This window comes from Halomonas sp. A29, assembly GCF_046723295.1.
Lineage (GTDB): Bacteria > Pseudomonadota > Gammaproteobacteria > Pseudomonadales > Halomonadaceae > Halomonas.
Genome location: NZ_JAXQPR010000001.1, coordinates 347525 through 369029, shown reverse-complemented (window position 1 = coordinate 369029; position 21505 = coordinate 347525). Strand labels below are relative to the sequence as shown.

General features: G+C 65.3%; 16 protein-coding genes. 12 read left to right on the top strand and 4 right to left on the bottom strand.

The features are described 5' to 3' along the window. Positions 1 to 167: 167 nt before the first annotated feature. Both SPH52_RS01795 and SPH52_RS01790 read left to right on the top strand, forming a co-directional pair. Entirely contained in the window at positions 168 to 2060 is a 1893-nt protein-coding gene (locus SPH52_RS01795) for an ABC transporter ATP-binding protein (protein WP_411793286.1), read from the top strand. A 36-nt stretch (positions 2061 to 2096) separates the two neighbouring features. Further along, the gene (locus tag SPH52_RS01790; protein WP_411793285.1) at positions 2097 to 2513 is read left to right on the top strand and encodes a RidA family protein; all 417 of its coding nucleotides are present in this window, start codon (positions 2097 to 2099) and stop codon (positions 2511 to 2513) included. A gap of 28 nt (positions 2514 to 2541) precedes the next feature. Here the strand turns inward: SPH52_RS01790 and SPH52_RS01785 are convergent, their stop codons facing one another. Further along, entirely contained in the window at positions 2542 to 3519 is a 978-nt protein-coding gene (locus SPH52_RS01785) for a LysR substrate-binding domain-containing protein (RefSeq protein WP_411793284.1), read from the bottom strand. Between the two features lie 296 nt (positions 3520 to 3815). Here SPH52_RS01785 and SPH52_RS01780 point away from each other — a divergent pair, with 296 nt between their 5' ends. From SPH52_RS01780 to aroQ, 6 genes are all read left to right on the top strand, one after another. Further along, complete coding sequence (locus tag SPH52_RS01780; RefSeq protein WP_411793283.1) at positions 3816 to 5024, top strand: efflux RND transporter periplasmic adaptor subunit; 1209 nt, start codon at positions 3816 to 3818, stop codon at positions 5022 to 5024. 94 nt (positions 5025 to 5118) lie between these two features. After that, positions 5119 to 8292: an efflux RND transporter permease subunit gene (locus tag SPH52_RS01775; RefSeq protein ID WP_411793282.1), complete on the top strand. Its 3174-nt coding sequence runs from the start codon at positions 5119 to 5121 to the stop codon at positions 8290 to 8292. Continuing rightward, on the top strand, positions 8285 to 9733 hold the full coding sequence (locus SPH52_RS01770; protein WP_411793281.1) for an efflux transporter outer membrane subunit: 1449 nt from the start codon (positions 8285 to 8287) through the stop codon (positions 9731 to 9733). Before SPH52_RS01775 ends, SPH52_RS01770 begins: the two co-directional genes overlap by 8 nt. A 261-nt stretch (positions 9734 to 9994) precedes the next feature. After that, positions 9995 to 11395, top strand: coding sequence for an ATP-dependent RNA helicase DbpA (dbpA, locus tag SPH52_RS01765; RefSeq protein ID WP_411793280.1), 1401 nt, complete (start codon positions 9995 to 9997; stop codon positions 11393 to 11395). A gap of 27 nt (positions 11396 to 11422) precedes the next feature. After that, a complete protein-coding gene (locus tag SPH52_RS01760; protein ID WP_411793279.1) occupies positions 11423 to 12328 on the top strand; it encodes a PA4780 family RIO1-like protein kinase in 906 nt (301 codons plus the stop codon). Between the two features lie 236 nt (positions 12329 to 12564). Continuing rightward, positions 12565 to 13164 (top strand): gamma subclass chorismate mutase AroQ, encoded by a 600-nt coding sequence (gene aroQ / locus SPH52_RS01755; RefSeq protein ID WP_411793278.1) that lies wholly within the window; start codon positions 12565 to 12567, stop codon positions 13162 to 13164. A 7-nt stretch (positions 13165 to 13171) separates the two neighbouring features. Here the strand turns inward: aroQ and SPH52_RS01750 are convergent, their stop codons facing one another. Further along, positions 13172 to 13921: an NAD(P)H-dependent oxidoreductase gene (locus SPH52_RS01750; protein ID WP_411793277.1), complete on the bottom strand. Its 750-nt coding sequence runs from the start codon at positions 13919 to 13921 to the stop codon at positions 13172 to 13174. Positions 13922 to 14048: 127 nt separating this feature from the next. Here SPH52_RS01750 and SPH52_RS01745 point away from each other — a divergent pair, with 127 nt between their 5' ends. Together SPH52_RS01745 and SPH52_RS01740 are read left to right on the top strand one after the other, a co-directional pair. Continuing rightward, on the top strand, positions 14049 to 15089 hold the full coding sequence (locus tag SPH52_RS01745; RefSeq protein WP_411793276.1) for a zinc-dependent alcohol dehydrogenase family protein: 1041 nt from the start codon (positions 14049 to 14051) through the stop codon (positions 15087 to 15089). A 45-nt stretch (positions 15090 to 15134) separates the two neighbouring features. Next, the gene (locus SPH52_RS01740) at positions 15135 to 16028 is read left to right on the top strand and encodes a LysR family transcriptional regulator (protein ID WP_411793275.1); all 894 of its coding nucleotides are present in this window, start codon (positions 15135 to 15137) and stop codon (positions 16026 to 16028) included. Here SPH52_RS01740 and SPH52_RS01735 read toward each other — a convergent pair. Both SPH52_RS01735 and SPH52_RS01730 read right to left on the bottom strand, forming a co-directional pair. Beyond that, positions 16000 to 18438: a membrane-bound PQQ-dependent dehydrogenase, glucose/quinate/shikimate family gene (locus tag SPH52_RS01735; RefSeq protein WP_411793274.1), complete on the bottom strand. Its 2439-nt coding sequence runs from the start codon at positions 18436 to 18438 to the stop codon at positions 16000 to 16002. The genes SPH52_RS01740 and SPH52_RS01735 overlap by 29 nt on opposite strands. A 68-nt stretch (positions 18439 to 18506) precedes the next feature. Further along, positions 18507 to 19325 carry an AraC family transcriptional regulator gene (locus SPH52_RS01730; RefSeq protein ID WP_411793273.1) on the bottom strand — a complete coding sequence of 273 codons (819 nt, stop codon included), beginning with the start codon at positions 19323 to 19325 and terminating at the stop codon, positions 18507 to 18509. Between the two features lie 94 nt (positions 19326 to 19419). Between SPH52_RS01730 and SPH52_RS01725 the strand changes: the two genes are divergently transcribed. Together SPH52_RS01725 and SPH52_RS01720 are read left to right on the top strand one after the other, a co-directional pair. Next, positions 19420 to 20622, top strand: coding sequence for an MFS transporter (locus tag SPH52_RS01725; protein WP_411793272.1), 1203 nt, complete (start codon positions 19420 to 19422; stop codon positions 20620 to 20622). A 39-nt stretch (positions 20623 to 20661) separates the two neighbouring features. Beyond that, complete coding sequence (locus SPH52_RS01720) at positions 20662 to 21441, top strand: aminoglycoside adenylyltransferase family protein (RefSeq protein ID WP_411793271.1); 780 nt, start codon at positions 20662 to 20664, stop codon at positions 21439 to 21441. Positions 21442 to 21505: the final 64 nt, after the last annotated feature.

Genomic DNA, 21505 nt, shown 5'->3' with positions numbered 1-21505 from the left:
TTGCAAGACTCGTATGGTGTTCAGCTCTTTTTTCGAAATTTTCCCAACGACTCTCTTGACCTCAATTTAAGTTTAGGTTTTAGCCTGCACTCTGTCAGCAAGTCAGGAGCACATTCGGTAAGCTCCAAAATTGCTGTTTCCTAAGTTTTCTTGACGATGGAGTTGTCATGTTCCGTTATTTCGAGACGCTGGTGAACCCCTACCCCTCGGGGCAGGTCGGGACACCGCCGCGGGGGCTCGTCGCCTTCGTCCTGCACTTCTCGCGTCCGCTGTTGCCGCTGCTCGTCGCGCTGGCGCTGTTGACGGCGCTGGTCTCAGCCGCTGAGGTGATGTTCTTCAGCTACATGGGCGACCTGGTGGACTGGCTCTCGAATGCCGAACGCGAAGGGTTCTTCGCCGAGTACGGCTGGCGCCTGGCCGGCATGGCGGCACTGGTGGCGATCGGCTTGCCGCTATTGACCTTGCTGCAGTCACTGGTGATGCATCAGGGCATCTTCGGCAACTATCCCATGCTCGGGCGCTGGATGGCGCACCGCCACATGCTCAGCCAGAGCCTGGCGTTCTACCAAGACGAGTTCGCCGGGCGTGTCTCGCAGAAGGTGATGCAGACGGCACTGGCGATCCGCGAGACAGTCACCAAGCTGCTCGACCTGATGGTTTATGTGCTGGTCTACTTCGCCGGCGCCATGCTGCTGATGGGTCAGGCCGAGCCCTGGCTGATGCTGCCGCTGGTGGTGTGGCTGGTCGGCTACGTGGCCATCCTGTGGTACTTCGTGCCGCGCTTGCGGCGGGTCTCCATGGAGCAGGCCGACGCCCGTGCGGTGATGACGGGGCGCATCGTCGACAGCTACAGCAACATCCAGACCATCAAGCTGTTTGCCGATACCCGGCGCGAGCAGGCCTATGCCCGCGATGCCATGGAGCAGTTCATGATCACCGTGCACCGCCAGATGCGCCTGGCCACCGGCCTCACGGTGAGCCTGACCCTGCTCAACTCGCTGCTGTTGGCCGGTGTGGCAGCGGTAGCCATTGGCGCCTGGTACCTCGGTGCCGTATCGCTTGGCATCATTGCCGTGGCCATCGCCCTGGTGATGCGCATTCGCTTCATGTCCAACTGGATTCTGTGGGAGGTGGCGGGGCTGTTCGAGAACATCGGCACGGTTCAGGACGGCATCAATACCATCGCTCAGGAACCGGCGATCAAGGACGCACCCGATGCCACCGAGCTCATGGTTGCCCACGGCGAGATCCGCTTCGAAGCGATGCGCTTCGGCTACGCCCGCCCGGATGGCGAGACGAATCGGGTGTTCAATGGCCTCACGCTGGATATCGCACCAGGCGAGAAGGTCGGCTTGATCGGGCGCTCGGGGGCAGGCAAGTCGACCTTGGCCAACTTGCTGCTGCGCTTCTACGACCTTGAGGGCGGACGCATCCTGATCGATGGCCAGGACATCTCCCGGGTCACCCAGGAGTCGCTGCGCCGGAAGATCGGCATGGTTACCCAGGACACCTCGCTGCTGCATCGCTCGGTGCGTGACAACATCCGCTACGGCAGCCCCGATGCCAGTGAGGAGGAGATATGGGACGCGGTACGTCGCGCCCACGCCGATACCTTCATCAACGAGCTGGTGGATCTCGAAGGTCGCCGCGGTCTGGATGCCCACGTCGGCGAGCGCGGCGTCAAGCTCTCCGGGGGGCAACGTCAGCGTATCGCCATCGCCCGAGTGCTGCTCAAGAACGCGCCGATCCTGGTGCTCGACGAGGCAACATCGGCACTCGACTCCGAAGTCGAGGCGGCGATTCAGGAGCAGCTCGACACGCTGATGGTGGGCAAGACGGTGATCGCCATTGCCCACCGGCTGTCGACCATCGCCATGCTCGACCGACTGATAGTCATCGACGAAGGGGAAATCGTCGAGAGCGGCACGCATCGGGAGCTGCTGGCGCGCGACGGGCTCTACGCCTCGCTGTGGCGCCGCCAGTCCGGCGGCTTCCTGGGGCTGGATACCGGAGAAGAATCCGAGCGTCAGCCTGGAAGACCGCTGAACGTGGAGCCCTGAGTCAATCACAACCCAATGACGAGAGGAGGGGGAGATATGAAAGGTGTGGAACGGGAAGTCATCAATCCGCGCGGCCTGCCGAATACGCTGCAGTACGGCTTCAGCCAGGCCGTCATGGTCAAGGGAGGCTATCGGGTTCATCTCTCGGGACAGGTTGGCGTCGATGCCCACGAGTGTCTGGTCGGCCCCGACCTCGAGGGACAGACCTTTGCCGCGCTGGACAACATCGAAGCGATCCTGGCGACGCTGGGAGGCGACCTGTCGCATGTGGTGATGCTGCGTATCTATATCGCCGAACCTGCCCGCTACGATCAGGAGGGAGTCGTGCAGGCGCTGCGCTCGCGCTTTCCCCAGTCGCCGCCGGCCTCTTCCTGGGTGGTCGTCAGCGGTCTCTCCGAGCCGGAGTGGCTGATCGAGATCGAAGCCGAGGCGGTATTGCCCGATATCGAGTGAGGTGGCATGCGGCGCCCCGGCAGCCGGCTCAAGCCGGCTCGTCGATGGCCTCGGCCGGGGTGCCGGTGTAAATCGGAGGCTGCCACGGCTCGGGCGCCGACAGGCTTGCGATCCGCATGCTCTCGACGACGAAGTCGACGAAAGTGCGCACCTTGGGTGATACCAGGCTGCCGCCGGGAAAGACGGCATTCATTTCGACCACGGGGCCCTCCCAGCCTTCCAGGATGCGCCGTGGACGCGTGGCTTCCGCGCTGAGACAGACAACGAACTCGTTGGCCAGCATGATGCCCTGGCCGTCTTCGAGCATGCCGCGCAGGGCGAAGGGGTCGTTGGCAATGGCGACCGGATCGACTTCAACCTCGACGGTTTCCTGGCTCGCGCTGTTGCTCAACTGCCAGACGTAACGTTGGCCGCGTTGGTCCATGGATTTGGCCAGGACCGGATGAGAAGCCAGGTCCGATGGCGTCCGCGGTTCACCATGTCGAGCGAGGTAGGTTTCGCTGGCATAGACGAACGAGCGGAAACGGGCCAGGGGGCGTGCCACGAGGCTGGAGTCTGGCAGCGCGCCGACTCGCAGGGCCACGTCGATCTGGTTGGCCACCAGGTCGAGGCGCTCGTTGGAGAGTACCAGCTCGATACGTACCTGGGGATGCAGCTGGCGGAAATCCCGTATCAGTACCGAGGTGAACTCGGTGCACATGGTGAAAGGGGCAGTCACCCTGAGCCAGCCGCGGGGGCTCTCCTCGAGGTGGTGCACGGCCTTTTCCGCCTCGCTCAGGTCGCGGGAGATGCGGTTGCAGTAATCGAAGTAGATGGCGCCGGCCTCGGTCAGGCTCAGGTTGCGAGTGGTGCGGTGGAGCAGTCGCGCACCCAGGCGCCGCTCCAGGTCCTGCACCTTGCGGCTGACCGTCGTCTTGCCGAGACGAAGTTGCTTGGCGGCGGCGCTGAAGCTGCCCTGTTCCACGACCTTGGCAAAGATCAGGGCGTCGTTGAGGTCCTGCAGCATAGTCGTTGTCCTGTGCCGTACATGCAATGTCAGGGGAAACACTGCGCCAGGGGAAAAATACTGCGAGATGAAGACGAGCAGGCTGCACGGTGACTGTCCCGCCAACGGGACAGTATTTCCCTGTCGGCCCGACTAATCAAGTGCCCGGTAACACTATATGGTGGCGTTCGGCGAAGTTTGCTGTCGATTAATCACACCACCGAACGACATTTATAAAGTTGAGGCAGAAGTAAGTTGCCGGCCGGGATGAATAACGACACAGCAAACTGCTACTTGGTATTGGGAGAAAAGAAACAATGAACGTCCACAAGATGTTCGGAAGTCGAGGGAGCCGGCAAACTCTCATGGTCATCGCCATGGTAGCCGGGCTCGTCGTTCTGACGGGGTGCGAAAGCCAAGCCGACCAGGAAGGTGCCAACCAGGGGCCGCCACCTCCCCAGGTCAGCGTCGCGCAGGTACTGGTCGAGGATGTGGAGCTGTGGGACGCCTTCACCGGGCGCATCGAGGCGGTGGAAACGGTCGACCTGCGGCCGCGCGTGTCGGGCTATATCGAAAGCGTCAACTACGTCGAAGGCGAGGAGGTCGAGAAGGGCGACGTGCTGTTCGTCATCGATCCGCGCCCCTATCGCGCTGAGCTGGAGCGGGCCGAAGCCGAACTGCAGCGGGCCAGGGCACGGGCCGAGCTGGCACGCAGCGAAGCCGCCAGGGCCGAGGCGCTGGCCCAGAGCCGCTCAATCTCGCGTGAGGAGCTGGACCAGCGGCGCTCTGCCGCGGCCACCTCCGAGGCCGATATCCTCGCCGCCCAGGCCAGTGCCGAGACGGCCCGGCTCAACATGGCATTCACCGAAGTGCGCGCGCCCATTGCCGGACGCGCCGGCAGGGCGATGGTCACTCCGGGGAACCTCGTTTCCGAAGCCACGCCGCTGACCCGCATCGTCTCCCTGGATCAGGTTCATGTGCACTTCCACAGCGACGAGCGGGCCTACCTGCACTACGACGCCATGGCGCGCAACGGCAGCCAGGCCAGTTTCCGTAATGGCGGCATACCGGTACGCGTGGGCCTGGCCAATGACGAGGACTACCCCTACCGCGGCGTGGTCGACTTCGTCGACAACCATCTCGATGCCGAAGCTGGCACTATCCTCACCCGTGCCGTGCTGGACAACAGTGAGGGCCGTTTCGCTCCCGGCATGTACGCCCGCGTACAGCTGCTGGCGGGCAGCGCCGAGGACACCCTGCTGATCGACGACAAGGCGGTGCTCACCGACCAGGACCGCAAGTATGTCTACGTGGTCGACGGCGAGGGCCGGGCCATGCGTCGCGACGTGCAGCTCGGCCGCATGGTAGACGGCCTGCGGGTGGTGGCTTCAGGCCTCGAGCCGACTGATCAGGTGGTGGTGAGCGGTGCTCAGCGGATCTTCTTCCCCGGTATGCCGGTGGCGGTGGAGAGCGTCGATATGCGCGGGCCAGGCGCGGCTTCCGGCGAGTACGCTGCGATGCGCTGAGTCGACGCGCCGAGCATTACGACTCCAGATAACCATAACCCCTGAATGACGTTTCGGGGCGGGCGATTTGCCCGCCTCGGAAGGGAGTCTTGTCATGAATTTCGCCAAGTTCTTTGTCGACCGGCCGATCTTCGCCGCGGTGCTGTCGATCCTGATTTTCATTGCCGGCGCCATCACCATCCCGCTGCTGCCGGTCAGCGAATACCCCGACGTAGTGCCGCCCACCGTGCAGGTGCGAGCGGTCTATCCCGGTGCCAACCCCAAGGAGATTGCCGAGACGGTGGCTACGCCGCTGGAGGAAGCGATCACCGGGGTCGAGAACCTGATGTACATGAAGTCGGTGGCCGGCTCCGACGGGGTGTTGGCAATGACGCTGACCTTCCGCCCCGGTACCGACCCGGACGACGCCCAGGTGCAGGTACAGAATCGGGTCAGCCAGGCGCTGGCGAGGCTGCCCGAGGCGGTGCGCCGTCAGGGTGTGACCACCGACAAGCAGTCGCCCGACCTGACCATGGTACCGCAGCTGATCTCGCCAGATGGCCGCTACGACAGCACCTACCTGCGCAACTACGCGGCGCTGCACGTGCGTGACGAGCTGGCGCGGCTGCCAGGCGTGGGCCAGGCAATGCTGTTCGGCGCCGGCGACTACGCCATGCGGGTATGGATCGACCCTGACCGTGCCGCCGCCCGCGGGCTCACCGCCGGCGACATCATCGCCGCGATCCGCGAGCAGAACGTGCAGGTCTCGGCCGGCCAGCTCGGTGCGCCGCCGACACCGTCCTCGTCGGATTTCCTCATCTCCATCAATGCCCAAGGCCGTCTGACCACCGAGGAGGAGTTCGGCAACATCGTGGTCAGGGCCGGCAGTGATGGCCAGATCACTTATCTTTCGGACGTGGCCCGCATCGAACTCGGCGCCGCCGAGTATTCGCTGCGCGCACTGCTCGACAACCAGCAGGCGGTGGCCATCGGCATCTTCCAAGCCCCCGGCTCCAACGCCATCGCGCTCTCCGATGCGGTGCGCGAGAAGATGGACGAGCTGGCCGAGCGCTTCCCCGAGGGCGTGGAACACACCATCGTCTACGACCCCACGGTGTTCGTGCGCGACTCGATCAAATCGGTGATCAAGACCCTGCTCGAGGCGGTGCTGCTGGTGGTACTGGTGGTCACGCTGTTCCTGCAGACCTGGCGCGCCTCGGTGATTCCGCTGCTGGCGGTACCGGTGTCGATCGTCGGCACCTTCGCCGTACTCCACTTGCTCGGTTTCTCGATCAACACCTTGACCCTGTTCGGTTTGGTGCTGGCCATCGGCATCGTGGTCGACGATGCCATCGTGGTGGTGGAGAACGTCGAGCGCAACATCGAGGAGGGGCTCGCCCCGCTGGCGGCGGCCCACCAAGCCATGCGCGAGGTGAGCGGGCCGATCATCGCCATCTCGGTGGTGCTGTGTGCGGTGTTCGTGCCGATGGCCTTCCTCGAGGGCGTCACCGGCCAGTTCTACCGCCAGTTCGCGGTGACCATCGCCATCTCCACGGTGATCTCGGCGATCAACTCGCTGACGCTGTCACCGGCGCTCGCTGCGCTGCTGCTCAAGCCCCACGATGCGCCCAAGGATCGTCTGTCGCGGTTGATCGACTTCCTGTTCGGCTGGCTGTTCCGCCCCTTCAACCGCTTCTTCAATGCCAGCTCCAAGGGCTACCAGGGCGGTGTGGCGCGCAGCCTGCGTCGGCGCGGCGCGGTGTTCGCCGTCTATGCGCTGCTGCTGGCGGGCACCGGCGTCATGTTCCAGATGGTGCCGGGCGGCTTCATCCCCACCCAGGACAAGATGTACCTGATCGGCGGGGCCAAGCTGCCGGAAGGCGCCTCCCTCGACCGCACCGAGGCGGTGATCAGGCGCATGACCGAGCTGGCGCTGGAAACCGAAGGCGTGACCTCGGCGGTGGCCTTCCCCGGGCTCAACCCGCTGCAGTTCACCAATACCCCCAACACCGGCACGGTGTTCTTCGGCCTCGATCCGTTCGAATCGCGCTCGCGCAGTGCCGATGAGATCGTCGCCGAACTCAACGGCAAGCTCGGTGCCATGCAGGAGGCGTTCAGCTTCGCCTTCACTCCGCCGGCCATCCTCGGTATCGGCTCGGGGTCGGGCTTCTCGCTGTTCATCCAGGACCGCGCCGGGCTGGGCTACGGCGAACTGCAGCAGGCCGTCGATGGCTTCAGCGGTGCGCTGATGCAGGCGCCGGGCATGGGCTACCCGATCACTTCCTACCAGTCCAACGTGCCGCAGCTCGACCTGCACGTCGACCGGGTCAAGGCCAAGACCCAGGGCGTGGCGCTGACCGACCTGTTCGAGACCCTGCAGGTCTACCTCGGCTCGGTCTACGTCAACGACTTCAACCGCTTCGGCCGCACCTGGCAGGTAATGGCCCAGGCCGACGGCGACTACCGGATGGACGTGGAGAACATCGAGCGTCTGCGCACCCGCAACCTTCATGGCGAGATGGTGCCGATCGGCAGCATGATTCGCATCGATCGCACCTTCGGCCCTGACCCGGTGATCCGCTACAACGGCTACCCGGCGGCAGACCTCATGGGCGAGGCCAACCCACAGGTGCTGTCGTCGAGCCAGGCGATCGAGGTGGTGGAGCAGCTCGCCTCGGCAGTGCTGCCGGCGGGCATGTCCTTCGAGTGGACCGACTTGAGCTACCAGCAGGTCAACCAGGGCGGGGCGGCGCTGGTGGTGTTCCCGCTCGCCATCCTGCTGGTATTCCTGGCGCTGGCCGCGCTCTACGAGAGCTGGACGCTGCCGCTGGCGGTGATCCTGATCGTGCCGATGTGCATGCTCTCGGCGCTGATCGGCGTGAAGCTCACCGGCGGAGACAACAACATCTTCGTCCAGGTGGGCCTGGTGGTACTGATCGGCCTGGCGTGCAAGAACGCCATCCTGATCGTCGAGTTCGCCCGCGAACTGGAGATGCAGGGACGCGGCATCGTCGAGGCGGCGCTGGAAGCGTGCCGCCTGCGCTTGCGTCCGATCATCATGACCTCGATCACCTTCACCGCGGCGGTGGTGCCGCTGATGCTGGCCGGCGGTGCCGGTGCCGAGGTACGCCAGGCGCTGGGCACGGCGGTGTTCGCCGGCATGATCGGCGTAACCCTGTTCGGCTTGTTCCTGACCCCGGTGTTCTACGTTGCCCTGCGCAAGTTGGTCACACGCGGGCAGGCCGAGCCCCATGAAGCGCAGCCTGCGGAGGGTGCCTATCATGCGTAACCTACTTCTATTGCCGCTGACCCTGGCACTGGCCGCCTGCGCGGTGGGGCCCGATTACCGCACGCCGACGCTGCCTGAGTCCGCTGCCCTGGTACGTGCCGAGCCGGAGCTCGTCACCGCGGAGGCCGTGGAGCGTGACTTCTGGCGCAGTTTCGATGATGCGCTGCTGAGCGAGCTGGTCGAGGAAGCCTTCGACGCCAACCACGACCTGCGCATCGCCCTGGCCCGCCACGACCGCAGCCTGGCGCTGCTGCGCCAGTCGCGTCGCGATCTGGCACCCAGCGTCACCGCCCAGGGCACTGCCGCCCACCAGCGCGCCAGTGCCGACCAGATGCCGCAGGCGACACGCTCGCAGCGCGACTTCGAAAGTTATGACGCCGGCGTCGCCGCGCTGTGGGAACTCGACTTCTTCGGCCGCGTACGCCGCGCCGTGGAGGCCCAGCAGGCGGAGGCAGAGGCCTCGGCGGCAGATGTGCGTGCCATGCAGGTGGTCGTGGTCGGTGAGCTGGTCGACCAATATGTGCGCCTGCGCGGCTTGCAGGAGCAGCTGCGCGTGGCCCGGGCCAATGCCGACAACCAGCGTGAGTCGTTGGCGCTGGTCGAGGCTCGGCTGGAGGCGGGGCGCGGCACCGAGTTCGACAGCGTGCGCGCCCGGGCGCAACTGGAGAGCACGCTCTCGCGGATACCGGCGCTGGAAGGCGAGATCGCCGCCGTCACCCATCGCCTGGCGGTGCTGACCGGGCGTGAGCCAGGCGCCCTGGTCGCTCGACTGGAAACGCCCGCGCCACTGCCGGCACTGCACGAACGAGTGGCGATCGGCCTGCCCGGTGAACTGCTGCGTCGCCGTCCGGATATCGCCGCGGCCGAGCGACGCCTGCATGCCGCCACCGCCAGCATCGGCGTGGCCACCGCCGACCTCTACCCGCGCTTCACCCTGAACGGGTTGCTCGGTACCCAGGCCGCCAGTACCGGCGACCTGTTCAGCCGTGACAGCGAGACCCGGCTGGTGGCACTGGGCGTCGACTGGTCGTTCCTCGACAGTGGCCGAGTCAGGGCGCGCATGGCCGCCGCTGATGCCGACGCCGAGGCCAACCTGGCGCGCTACGAGCAGGCCGTGCTGCTGGCGCTGGAAGAAGCCGAGACGGCGCTCGCCCGCTATGCCCAGTCGCTGCGCGAGCGCGAGCACCTGGAGGCGGCTGCCGCGGCCAGCGCCGAGGCGGCCCGCCAGGCGCGAGTGCGCTTCGAGGTCGGCGTGGTCGACTTCCTCGAGGTGATCGATGCCGAGCGTTCGCGATTGGATGCCGAAGATGGCCTGGCCCAGAGCAACGTGCGTGCCGCCACCGCCCTGGTGGGGCTCTACCGGGCTTTGGCCGGAGGCTGGGAGGAGCGCTTGGACGAGCCGCGGCAGGCAACGGCTGAGCCCGCCTTGTCATCCACCTAGCTGGGCCTGGCCAGGCCACACGCCTATCCACCCTGACCAAGACGAACCGGTACGGTGCCTACACCGTGCCGGCTCAACCTGCTGCGCCGCCCCAGTAAGCACTTGCTGACCCGTAACTGCCGATAGTGCGACAGCCTTCCGCTTTATCTGCTATTCTGCCCGCCTTCCTTTCAGACGAAGCTCAGCCTCGGCTCGTGCCTTCGCATTCACCCTCGCTTGCTTGCCGCTTTGGCACCGCTCAATCTTTCTCAGGTCGTTTCCGTGTCCGATTCTCCCAACGACGGGGCCTTTGCCTCGCTGCCGCTGGCACCAGAGCTGCTGGCCAATCTCGATTCGCTCGGCTATCTCGCCATGACGCCCATTCAGGCGCGAAGCCTGCCGCCGATGCTCGCGGGCCAGGACGTGATTGCCCAAGCCAAGACCGGCTCGGGCAAGACCGCGGCCTTCGGTCTGGGGCTGTTGTCGCGGCTTGTGGTATCGCGCTTCTGCGTGCAGGCGCTGGTGCTATGCCCCACCCGCGAGTTGGCCGATCAAGTGGCCGGCGAGATCCGGCGGCTTGCGCGCACATTACCCAACGTCAAGGTTCTGACCCTGTGCGGAGGGGCTCCCATGGGCCCACAGCTCTCCTCGCTGGCGCATGGTGCGCATGTGGTGGTGGGTACTCCGGGCCGGGTGGAGGATCACCTGCGCAAGGGCTCGCTCGACCTCGCTTCGCTCGAGACTTTGGTGCTGGATGAGGCCGACCGCATGCTCGACATGGGCTTCCAGGCCACCATGGAGGCGATCATCGCCGAGACGCCTGCCAGCCGTCAGACCCTGTTGTTCAGCGCCACCTTTAGCGACGAGGTCAGGGGCATCGCCCAAGGGCTGATGCGCGAGCCGGCCGAGGTGGCGGTGGCCGAAAGCCATGACGAGAGCACCATTCGCCAGCGCGTCTACCGGGTGGCGGACGAGGCGGAGCGCTTCTCGGCGCTGCGCGGGCTGCTGCTGCTGCATCGGCCACGCTCCAGCGTGGTGTTCTGCAACACCCGACGCGAGACCCAGGAGGTCGCCGATGCCCTCTGCGAGGCGGGCTTCAGTGCCCTGGCGCTGCATGGCGACCTGGAGCAGCGTGACCGCGACCGTATCCTGGTCCTGTTCGCCAACCACAGCGTTTCCATCCTGGTGGCCACCGATGTGGCGGCACGCGGGCTGGATATCGAAGCCCTGGATGCGGTATTCAACTACCAGATCGCCCGTGACCTCGAAGTGCACGTGCATCGTGTCGGGCGCACCGGCCGCGCCGGCAGCTCGGGCATCGCCTGCACCCTGATCAGCGAGCGGGAAGCCTATCGCCTCGAACGACTGGTCGAGTTTCTCGGCGAGCCGCTCGAGGAGGCGCCGCTGCCGCCTCGCAGCGTGCTGTCGCGGGAGCCTTTCCTGCCGGAAATGGCGACGCTGCAGCTCGACGGTGGCAAGAAGCAGAAGGTGCGCGCCGGTGATATTCTCGGTGCCTTGACCGGCGATGGTGGCATCGAGGGCGCCCAGGTAGGCAAGATCAAGGTGCTGGAGCGCAGCGCCTACGTGGCCGTGCAGCGCGAGGTTGCCAAGGCGGCGCTTGCCCAGCTCGGCACGGGAAAACTCAAGGGGCGCTCGTTCCGCGCCCGGCGTGTCAGCCGCTGATTGCCGCTGAGAACAGAAGGGGGATAGGTGAAGGTACCCAAGCGATTGCAGCCACTGATCGACGACGGTCTGATCGAGGCGGTCGAGAGTCAGTTGATGAGCGGCAAGGAGGCCCAGGTCTACGTGGTTCGCTCCCACGGGGAGCGTCGCTGCGCCAAGGTCTTCAAGGAGGCAAAACAGCGCAGTTTCAAACAGGCGGTGCAGTATCAGGAGGGGCGCCGCGAGCGCAACAGCCGCCGCTCACGGGCCATGGCCAAGAAGACCCGCTATGGCCAGAAGGAGCAGGAGCAGGCTTGGCTGAATGCCGAGGTCGATGCCCTCTACCGGCTGGCGGCAGCGGATGTAAGGGTGCCGCAGCCATACGGATTCATCGATGGCGTGCTGCTGATGGAGATGATCAGCGATGCCGATGGCCTGACAGCCCCGCGCCTGGATGACGTGACCCTGAGCGCCGAGCAAGCCCGTGACTACTACGCCAAGATCATCCGCGACGTGGTCAAGATGCTGTGCGCGGGCCTGGTACACGGCGATCTCTCCGAGTTCAACGTGCTGCTGGCCGCCGATGGCCCGGTGATCATCGACCTGCCTCAGGCGGTGGACGCCGCCGGCAACAACAGCGCTGAGTGGATGTTCGAGCGCGACGTGGACAACATGCGCCGCTACTTCGGCCGCTTCGCCCCTGAGCTGCTCGGCACCGACTACGGCAAGGAGATCTGGGCGCTATTTGAAGCCGGGGAGCTGCACCCCGAAAGCCAACTGACCGGTTGCTTCGAGCATGACACCAGCACCGTGGACGTGGACGAGCTGATGACCGTGATCGACGACGTGCGCGAGGAGGAAGCCTACCGCCAGGGAGCCCGTAACCGCGGCGATGAACCCGGCGTGGAGGAGGCTGCCGAGGAGTGGCAGGAATCCCAGCGGGGGGAGCATTGAGCCCAACCAGGACGGTCAAGGAAACGCGGCTGGGCTAGGTTGAGTTTTTCCTGCCACACTCTAGGCTCTGTCCAAAAAGTGCCTGCGCTCGGCCATACAGCGTTAAAAATCGGCTCAAAGTACTCATTTACAGCTCGTAAACTCCGTCTTTTCGCCGTTTTTTGCCTTGTCTGACCATCGCTCGCCGACTTTTTACACAGAGCCTCAACTACCTCAACAGTCAAGAGAGGATCGTCATGTCGTTGCGTAAGGTACCCCTCCTTTACTCTGCACGCTCTCTCGTCATCGCCTTGGCCCTGCTGCTGCTGGCCGGTTGCCAGATGCAGCCACCGGAGCCGCCCGACGAGGACAAGGCGGCCATCGACCGTATGCTGGTGATGATCGACGAACGACTCGACGTGGCACCGTTGGTGGCCCAGGCCAAGTGGAACAGCGGCGCGCCCATCGAAGCGCCGGAGCGAGAGGCGCAGATTCTCGACCAGGTGGCGGAGGATGCCGAAGCGGCCGGCGTCGACGAGGACTTCGCCCGACGCTTCTTCGAGAAGCAGTTCGAGGCCAGCAAGCAGATCCAGCGTCGCCTGCACCACCAATGGCTGCAAGAGGGGCGCTCGACCTTCGCCGATCCGCCCGATCTCGCCGAGGAGGTGCGCCCGGTGCTCGACCGCCTGACGCCGCAGCTGATCGAGTCATTGGCCGATATCGAGCGCATCGCCGAGGTCGAGGGTGCCAGGCACTACCTCGAGCGGCGCGCGACAGAGCTGATTCAGGACGATTTCGACGGCGAGCCGCGCGATGTCTCCATCCAACCGTTGGTGGAGCGCCTGGCGCAGAAATGAACTGGCCCTATAGCTGCCAGGCCTGGGGATGCCCCGCCTTGAGCATGCCCTGCTCGTCCCAGTCGTCCCAGCCGGCGAAGGGGATCGGCGCCTCGTTGTCGAGCTCTTGGAGCCGCCGTGCCCAGGCGGCTTTCTCCGCTTCCAGGCGCTCACGGAATACCGTCTCGTCCTGGTAGTTCAGGCCGCCGCCCTGCACGCCGTAGGTGACCTGAGGCGTCAGCACGCTGACGCCGAGGTAGTAGAGCGAATAGTGGATCGGCCATAGCAGCGCCACGATATGGCCGCTGCGGCCATGCCGAGTGAAGGTCGGCGCCGGAGCACCGGTGGTCACCGAGAGAATTGCCCGCTTGTTAGGGAAGCTACCGCGGTCGTAGCGCATCCTGCCTGAGTAGAGCCCGCCGTAGACGAACACCCGATCGAACCAGCCCTTGAGCATGGCCGGCTGGGCGTGCCACCACAGCGGGAACTGCAGGACCACCAGGTCGGCGCGTTCGAGTCGTTCGATCTCGCGCTTTACGTCGCCGGGCAGGGTGCCGCTTTCATAGGCGCTGCGCTGCTCTGTGAGCGGAAAGAACGCATCGGCCTTGGCCCGCTCGGGGTAGTGTGCCGCGCCTTCCACCGGATCGAAGCCTTCGGCGTAGAGATCCGAGACCTCGACGCTGTAACCCTGGCGCTGAAGGGTTTCGACGGCGACGTCCTTCAGGGCGCCGTTGAAGGAGTGCGGCTCGGGGTGGCAGAACACGATCAGGGCATGCATGAGGGGTCTCCGGCTGGAAAGCATATGCTGCATGCCCTCAGGCTATGCTGTACGCTGACGAACCGAAATTCCAAAAACATGACAAACGACTTTGCATGAATGAACAGATTGTCAGAGAGGATCCTGCATGAGAGCCGTGGTGTATGAGGCCTTTTCCGTTCCGCCGCAAATCCAGCAGGTTCCCGACCCGACGCCGGAAGCGCATGGCGTCGTCGTCAAGGTGATGGCGACCGGTGTTTGCCGCAGCGATTGGCATGGCTGGGTCGGTCACGATCCCGACATTGAGCTTCCCCATGTGCCTGGACACGAGCTGGCGGGCATCGTCGAGGCGGTAGGCAAGGACGTGCGGAAATGGCGCGTGGGCGATCGCGTCACGGTCCCGTTCGTCGGTGGCTGCGGTACCTGCCCCGAATGCTACTCGGGAAACCAGCAGGTCTGCGACAGCCAATTCCAACCCGGCTTCACCCATTGGGGTTCCTTCGCCCAGTATGTGGCGATCCACCAGGCCGACACCAACCTGGTGGCATTGCCGGAGACGCTGGATTTCGCCACGGCGGCCAGCCTGGGATGCCGTTTCGTGACGTCGTTTCGCGCCGTGGTCGACCAGGGCAATACATCCGCGGGGCAGTGGGTAGCGGTTCACGGCTGCGGTGGCGTCGGCCTGTCCGCGATCATGATCGCCAATGCGGTGGGCGCCAACGTCGTGGCCATCGATATCGCGGAAGACAAGCTCAAGCTGGCCCGCGAGCTGGGCGCAGTGGCCAGCGTGAATGCAGCCGAGGTGGCGAACGTCCCCGAGGCCGTCATCGAAGTGACGCGCGGCGGTGCCCACGTGTCGCTGGATGCGCTGGGACACCCCAGCACCTGCTTCAACTCGATCAGCAATTTGCGCAAGCGCGGCAAGCACGTACAGGTCGGGCTCATGCTGGCCGAGAACAGTACGCCTGCCATTCCGATGAGCAAGGTCATTGCCCATGAGCTCGAGATACTGGGCAGCCACGGCATGCAGGCCTATCGTTATGGCGCCATGCTCGACATGATCCAGACGGGGAAGCTGGCACCCGAGAAACTGATCGGCAAGCGGATCGGTCTGGAGCAGTCGATCGATGCGCTGATGGGCATGGACAGGTTCCAAGGCGTGGGCGTGACCGTGGTGACCGAATTCTGAGAGGCGAGCAGGGCATACCATGCCGAGGGTCGGTGGAAATCGATCGTGAATGAGCAGATGCTGCACTGGGATGACCTGCGCGTGGTGCAGGCCATCGCCGAGGCGGGTTCGTTGTCCGGCGCCGGGCGACGGTTGGGAACCAGTCATGCCACGGTCTTTCGGCGATTGAATACCATCGAAACCCGCCTGGGCGTGGCGCTGTTTGAGCGCTCGCGTACGGGCTATGCGCCCACGGCGGCGGGGGAGGACCTGGCGGCTACCGCCGCCCGTGTGGCGGCCGAGGTGCACGGCGCCGAGCGGCGCGTGGTGGGGCGGGACCTGAAGCTCTCCGGCAGCATCCGCGTGACCACCACCGATACGCTGCTGATAGGGCTGGTGTCGCCGATCTTCGCCGATTTCCAGCGCACCCATCCTGAGATCACTCTCGAGGTGGCGGTCTCCAACCAGCTGTTCAACCTCTCCCAGCGCGACGCCGACGTGGCGGTGCGGCCCTCGCCCGCGCCACCCGAGCATTTGGTGGGGCGTCGGGTCGGCTGTATCGCTCAGGCGGCCTATGCCCGCGCCGATAGCGCCGCCGATGCCTGGGTCGGGACGGACCGTCACCTGGGCTATGCGGCCCTCGATGCGTGGATGACCGAGAACGGTGCAAACGAGTGCTGCCGCTATCGCGTCGATACCATGCTCGGCATGCTGGCGGCCGTCCGCGACGGGCTCGGCCGCGCCGTGCTGCCCTGCTACCTGGCCGACGCCGAACCGACGCTGTCACGAGTTGGCGAGCCGATTCCCGAACTCGCCACCGACCTGTGGCTGCTCACCCACCCCGACCTGCGCAGGGTGGCGCGCATTCGCGCCTTCATGGCCTATGTCGCAGAGGCTGTGAAGGCATCCGAATACCGGCTGGCGGGCCAGCTCACTCCTTGGGCAGGGCGTAGGCCATGACGCTGTCGCCCAGGCTGGTTTCGGCCTGAAAGGCCCCTCCGGCGGCAATCACCACATACTGGCGACCCTGGTGCATGTAAGTCATCGGTGTCGCCTGGCCCCCTGCGGGCAGACGCGCCTCCCACAACATGTCACCGCTGGCATTGTTGAAGGCGCGGATATAGTCATCCATGGTGGCGCCGATGAAGGTCACACCGCTGGCTGTCGTGACCGGGCCGCCACTGGTGGGAGCGCCCACGGTCATCTTCAATCGCGCGGGAATGCCCCATGGGCCCTGATCGAAGCTGGTGCCGATCGGGCGCGACCAGGCCAGTTCACCGCTGTCGAGGTCGGTGGCGCTGAGAAACCCCCAGGGCGGCGCGGCACAAGGCATGTCCAGTGGCGAGAGCCAGGCGCCGCGCTCGGCCGCCACCGGCGCGCCGAGCATGGGTTGCGCTTCCTGATCGATGTAGCTGGCATCGTCTTCACCGATCGGCGCGATGTTCTCCATTTCGTCGGCTTCCTCGCGGGGATAGAGCACCACGCGTGATGGCATACGATTGTTGTTGACGATCATCAGGCCGTTCTCGAGATCGAAGGCGGCGCTGCCCCAGTTGATGCCGCCGAGAATACCCGGGAACTGCAGCATGCCGTCGGGGTGGTCGAGGGTCGGCGGGGTGAACATGCCCTCGTAGCGCATGCGTTCGAACTGGATGCGGCAGTAGAGATGGTCGAGCGGCGTGATACCCCAGGTATGGGCTCCGCTGAAGTATTCGACCTCTTGGCCGGGTATCGATCCGAAGTTGGGCATGCCCGGTGAGAAGCGCTGCACTTCAGCCGTCCAGTCACCCTCAATGGTGCCCTGCGGTACCGGCCGCTCCTCGATGGGCAGCAGCGGTTCGCCGGTTTCCCGATCGAAGACGAACACCTGCCCGTACTTGGTCGCCTGAACCACGGCTGGGCGAGGGCCTTCGGCGGTGGGAAAGTCGATCAGCGCGGGCTGGGCACCCAAGTCGTAGTCCCACAGGTCGTGGAGCACCGTGGTGAACTTCCAGCGCACTTCGCCGCTATCGACTTCCACTGCTACCAGCGTAGCGGTGAATTCGTCTTCCTCGGGGCTGCGATCACCGCCGTACTGGTCATTGGTGGGGTTGCCGGTGGGCAAATAGACCAGTCCCAGTTCCTCGTCGGCCGAGATCGCCGTCCACACGTTGGGTGTGCCGCGGGGGTAGACCTCGCCTTCTGGCGGCTGCCGGTCCGGGGTGGTCCATACCGAGTCCCAGGTCCATTGCCATTCGCCGGTGATGGCATCGTAGGCGCGCACGGCGCCGGAAGGCGCGTCACGACGCTGGTTGTCGGTAACCTGATGACCGACCACCACGATGCCGTTCACTACGGCCGGCCCCGAGGTGTTGGAGACCAGCCCCAGCGCCTGCGGACCCATGCGGTCGTTGAGGTCTACGGTGCCGTTATCGCCGAAATCGCTGCACGGTGAGCCGTCGTCGGCGTCCAGCGCCATCAGCCGACCGTCCAGCGTGCCCAGCAGCAGCCGGCGTGGGCACACATCAACCGGCTCTGGCGCTTCGAAATAGGCCACCGAACGGCAGGCAGTCGAGAACACGTGCTCTTGTGCTTCCACTGCTACATCCGGGTCGAAGTGCCACTGCTGCTCACCCGTGCCGGGGTCGAGGGCAAACACCTGGTTGCTTTGGGTGCAGACGTAGAGGCTGTTGCCGATCTTCAACGGCGTATTCTGGAAGGCGTAGGGGGCGGCATCGTTGGGCGGCTCATCGCCGGTGTTGAACTCCCAGGCCACCTCCAACTGATCGGCGTTGTGAGGTGTGATCTGGTCGGCCGGCGAGAAGCGCTGGGCCAGGTTGGTGCCGCCGTAGGCAACCCAATCGGTGTCGTCTGGGGCACTCTGCTGACGGATCTCCTCGGCGGCTACCGTCGTGGGAGCATCGGGGCCGGAGTCGAAGATGAGCCACAGCACGGATCCAATGTAGCCGGCGATGATCAGCACGCCGAGCAACGGGCCGGCATAGGGCAGGGTGGGCTGGTAATAGCCGCGGCGGTACAACACGGGCAGCAGCAACAGGGCGACAGCCAGCAGGCCGGCCATCAGCCCGGTACGTGCCAGCAGGTCGATATGCCAGGCCGGGATCCACCCCTTGATGGCAATTTCCCATAGCGACCAGGCAAAGGTGGCCGCAACGGTTAGCGCATAGAGCCACACCCCGCCAGGCAAGCCAAGCATGAGCATGACGGCAGCAATCAGCGTGGCTAAGCCGGCCAGGAGAAAATAGATCGTACCGCCGAGATAGAGCAGGTAAGCACCACCCAGAGACATTGCCAGGCCGAGCAGTAGCAGAACGACGGCGAGAACGGTGACGGCCCAGCCGGCCGCTCCTCGTGAGGAATGCGCATCCATGGCAATACCTGTGGTCAGGGGCGAGAAGGTCGGGTCCGCTTGATAGCAGAGCTCTTACCAACCCTAGGTCACCAGGCAGAGGAGGCCAAGGGCTTGTTGAAATAGCGCCCCGGGCTGGCCCCGAGGCTGCGACGAAAGGCGGCGATGAAGGCGCTCGGCGATTCGTAGCCGACCTCCTGGGACACGACCGTGACCGAACGCCCTGCCGCCAGCATGGGCAGGGCGGCGAGCAGCCTGGCCTGCTGTCGCCAAGCGGCGAAGCCCATGCCCGTCTGTGCCTGGAAGCGCCGTGCCAGGGTGCGTGGCGAGGCGCCGACTACCTGGCCCCAGGTAGCCAGGTCGTTCCGGTTTGCCGGGTCGTCACGCAGGGCGGTACAGATCCGCCGCAGCGCGGGATCGTCGGGCTCGGGAAGGTGCAGCGGCACCGTGCGCTCTTCGTGCAGCTCATCCAGCAGCACCGCGACCAATCGCGCTCCGGCATCGTGGGCTGTGGCCTCGGCCGGCAGTTCCATCAAGCGCAATATCAGCTCACGCAGCAACGGCGAGACGTTCACCACGCGCGGCTCGGTCGGTAGTCTCGGTAGTCGTTCGTCGAGATAGAGCGTTCGCAGCTTCACGGCCCGGTGCATCAGCAGGGCGTGCTCCAGGCGAGCGGGTATCCATACCGCGAGCTGGGGCGGCACGACCCACCTTCCTGCCGGGGTCGATACCGTCATCACGCCGTGTGTAGCGAAGACGAGCTGTGTGCGCAGATGATGGTGGCGGCCGGTGTCCCAGCCGGCAGGGTAGTCGCAGGCGTAAGGTTGCACGGGGCCCGGGGCGCTTTCGATACGTCGTTGCAGCACTTCGCGTGATAGGGGCAGCGTGTGAGCCAGAGTGTAGGGCATGTTGTCCGTTTCGCGATATATCTTGTCAGGATGACGAGAGAAGACGCCTTGGTTCCAGTTTAGCCTGAAAGACCGGCCATCCTGGAGTCTGGTCATGAACGGCAATCGCGTTCGGCTACTGTTCCTCAACTTGGGGCATGCCTATGCCCACTATTTCATGCTGATCCATCCTACCGTGGCGGTGGCGCTCGAGCGTCGTGGTCAGGGCGATTACGGTGCGCTGCTGCTGCCGGCCACGGCGGGTTTCGTTGCCTTTGCCGCTTTCACCCTGCCGGCGGGTTGGCTGGGCGACCGCTGGAGCCGCCACGGCATGATGGCCGTGATGTTCCTGGGGCTCGGTGTGGCTTCCCTGCTCACCGGCTTGGCAAGCGGCCCCTACCAGATGGCGGCCGGCCTGTTTCTGATGGGGAGCTTTGCAGCGATTTACCATCCTGTCGGCATCGCCCTGGTGGCGGAGAGTGGTGCGAGCGTCGGCCAAGCGCTGGGCGTCAACGGTGTGTGGGGCAACATGGGCGTCGCGGCGGCGCCACTGCTGACAGGTACGCTCATAGGCATGCTCGACTGGCAGGCGGCTTTCCTGGTCCCCGGTGCGCTGTGTCTGGCGAGCGGCGTGGCCTATCTGGCGTTGGTGCCGGCCGAACGCCATGAGCGCGAGGCGACTCCTGTGATTGTCAATCCCACACCGACGCAAGCCTCGACGGTATTGCCCGGCAGGATCCTTGCCTACCTGGTGATCACGGCATTGATGGGCGGGCTGGTTTTCGCGGTCATGACCGTGGTGCTGCCCAAGGTCATGGAGGACGCCTTCAGCAGTGGAGTGAGTGGTTTGGCCAGCGCCGCCAGCCTGGCCTCGGTGGTCTTTGCACTCGCCTCCATGGCGCAGTTGGTAACCGGTAGAGCGGTGGATCGGGTCTCGCCACGTCAGTTGATGCTGTTACTGGCGCTGGTGCAGGTCCCCCTGTTCCTGCTGATGGGGCAGGCCGGGGAGTGGTGGCTCGTCGTGCTGTCGCTAGGGCTGATGCTAACGGTGTTCGGTATCATTCCCGTGCAGGACGCCATCGTGGCGCGTCATGCCGCAAGTGGCTGGCGGGCGCGTGTCTATGCTGTGAAGTACGTATTGTCGCTGGGCGTCGGCGCCCTGGCCGTGCCGATCGTGGCCTGGGGCTACGATCCGGCCGGCGGCTTCATCCGGCTCTATCTGCTGCTGGCTGCCTGCGCTGCCGGTGTGGCGGTGGCCGCGCTGCTGTTGCCAGGCCAGCGCTATCGGCAGGCGGCGCTCAACGAGAGCCACTCATAGTCCGGCTGGCTTCCGAACGCCAGCAACGTGGAGGTCGCGATGAAGGACTCCTTCCAAGCTACCGGGCAGTCGCTACCGCAGGAGTCCGAGGCGGCGTTGGACATCATCACCCGCGAGCTGGGCGGAAGCGTCGTCGGCGTCTATCTCTTCGGTTCGGCGCTCAGGGGCGGCTTGCGCCCCAATAGCGACGTGGACATGCTGGCAATCGTCAGCCAGCCACCCGACGATCAGGGGCGCCGGCGCTTGGTCGAGGCGCTAATGACAGTATCCGGTAGCCCTGTGGACGACGGCTCGCCCAGGCCCTTGGAAGTGACGCTGCTCTGCCGAGAGTCGCTGGTGCCCTGGCAGTACCCGCCGAGAAGCGAGCTGGTCTACGGCGAGTGGCTGCGGGAGGAGTTCGAGCAGGGCCGTATACCGCCGGCGGCTGCCGATCCCGACCTGGCCGTGGTGCTGACCACCGCCAGGCAATGCAGCCTCGCCCTGTACGGGCCGGAGCTCGAGGAACTGGTGGCGCCGATTCCCGAGGCGGACCTGCGCCGGGCCATCCTCGATTCACTGCCTGGCCTGATGGCGGGGTTGCAGGGCGATGAGCGCAACGTGCTGCTGACCCTGGCGCGCATGTGGATGACCCTCGAGACGGGAGAGATCGCTCCCAAGGACGTTGCCGCCACCTGGGCGCTGGAGCGCCTGCCCCTCGAGCATCGGGCCACCATGGCGCTGGCGCGGCGCGGCTATCTTGCAGGAGGTGGCGAGGACTGGGCACGGCGCAAGCCGCAGGTGGAAGCGCTGGCGGCCTTTCTGCAGCGCGCTATCGCTTGACCGGAGGCGGGCCCATTAGGCTAGTCTCTTAGCACGCTCATTTTCTTGGATGGCTAAGGAGACT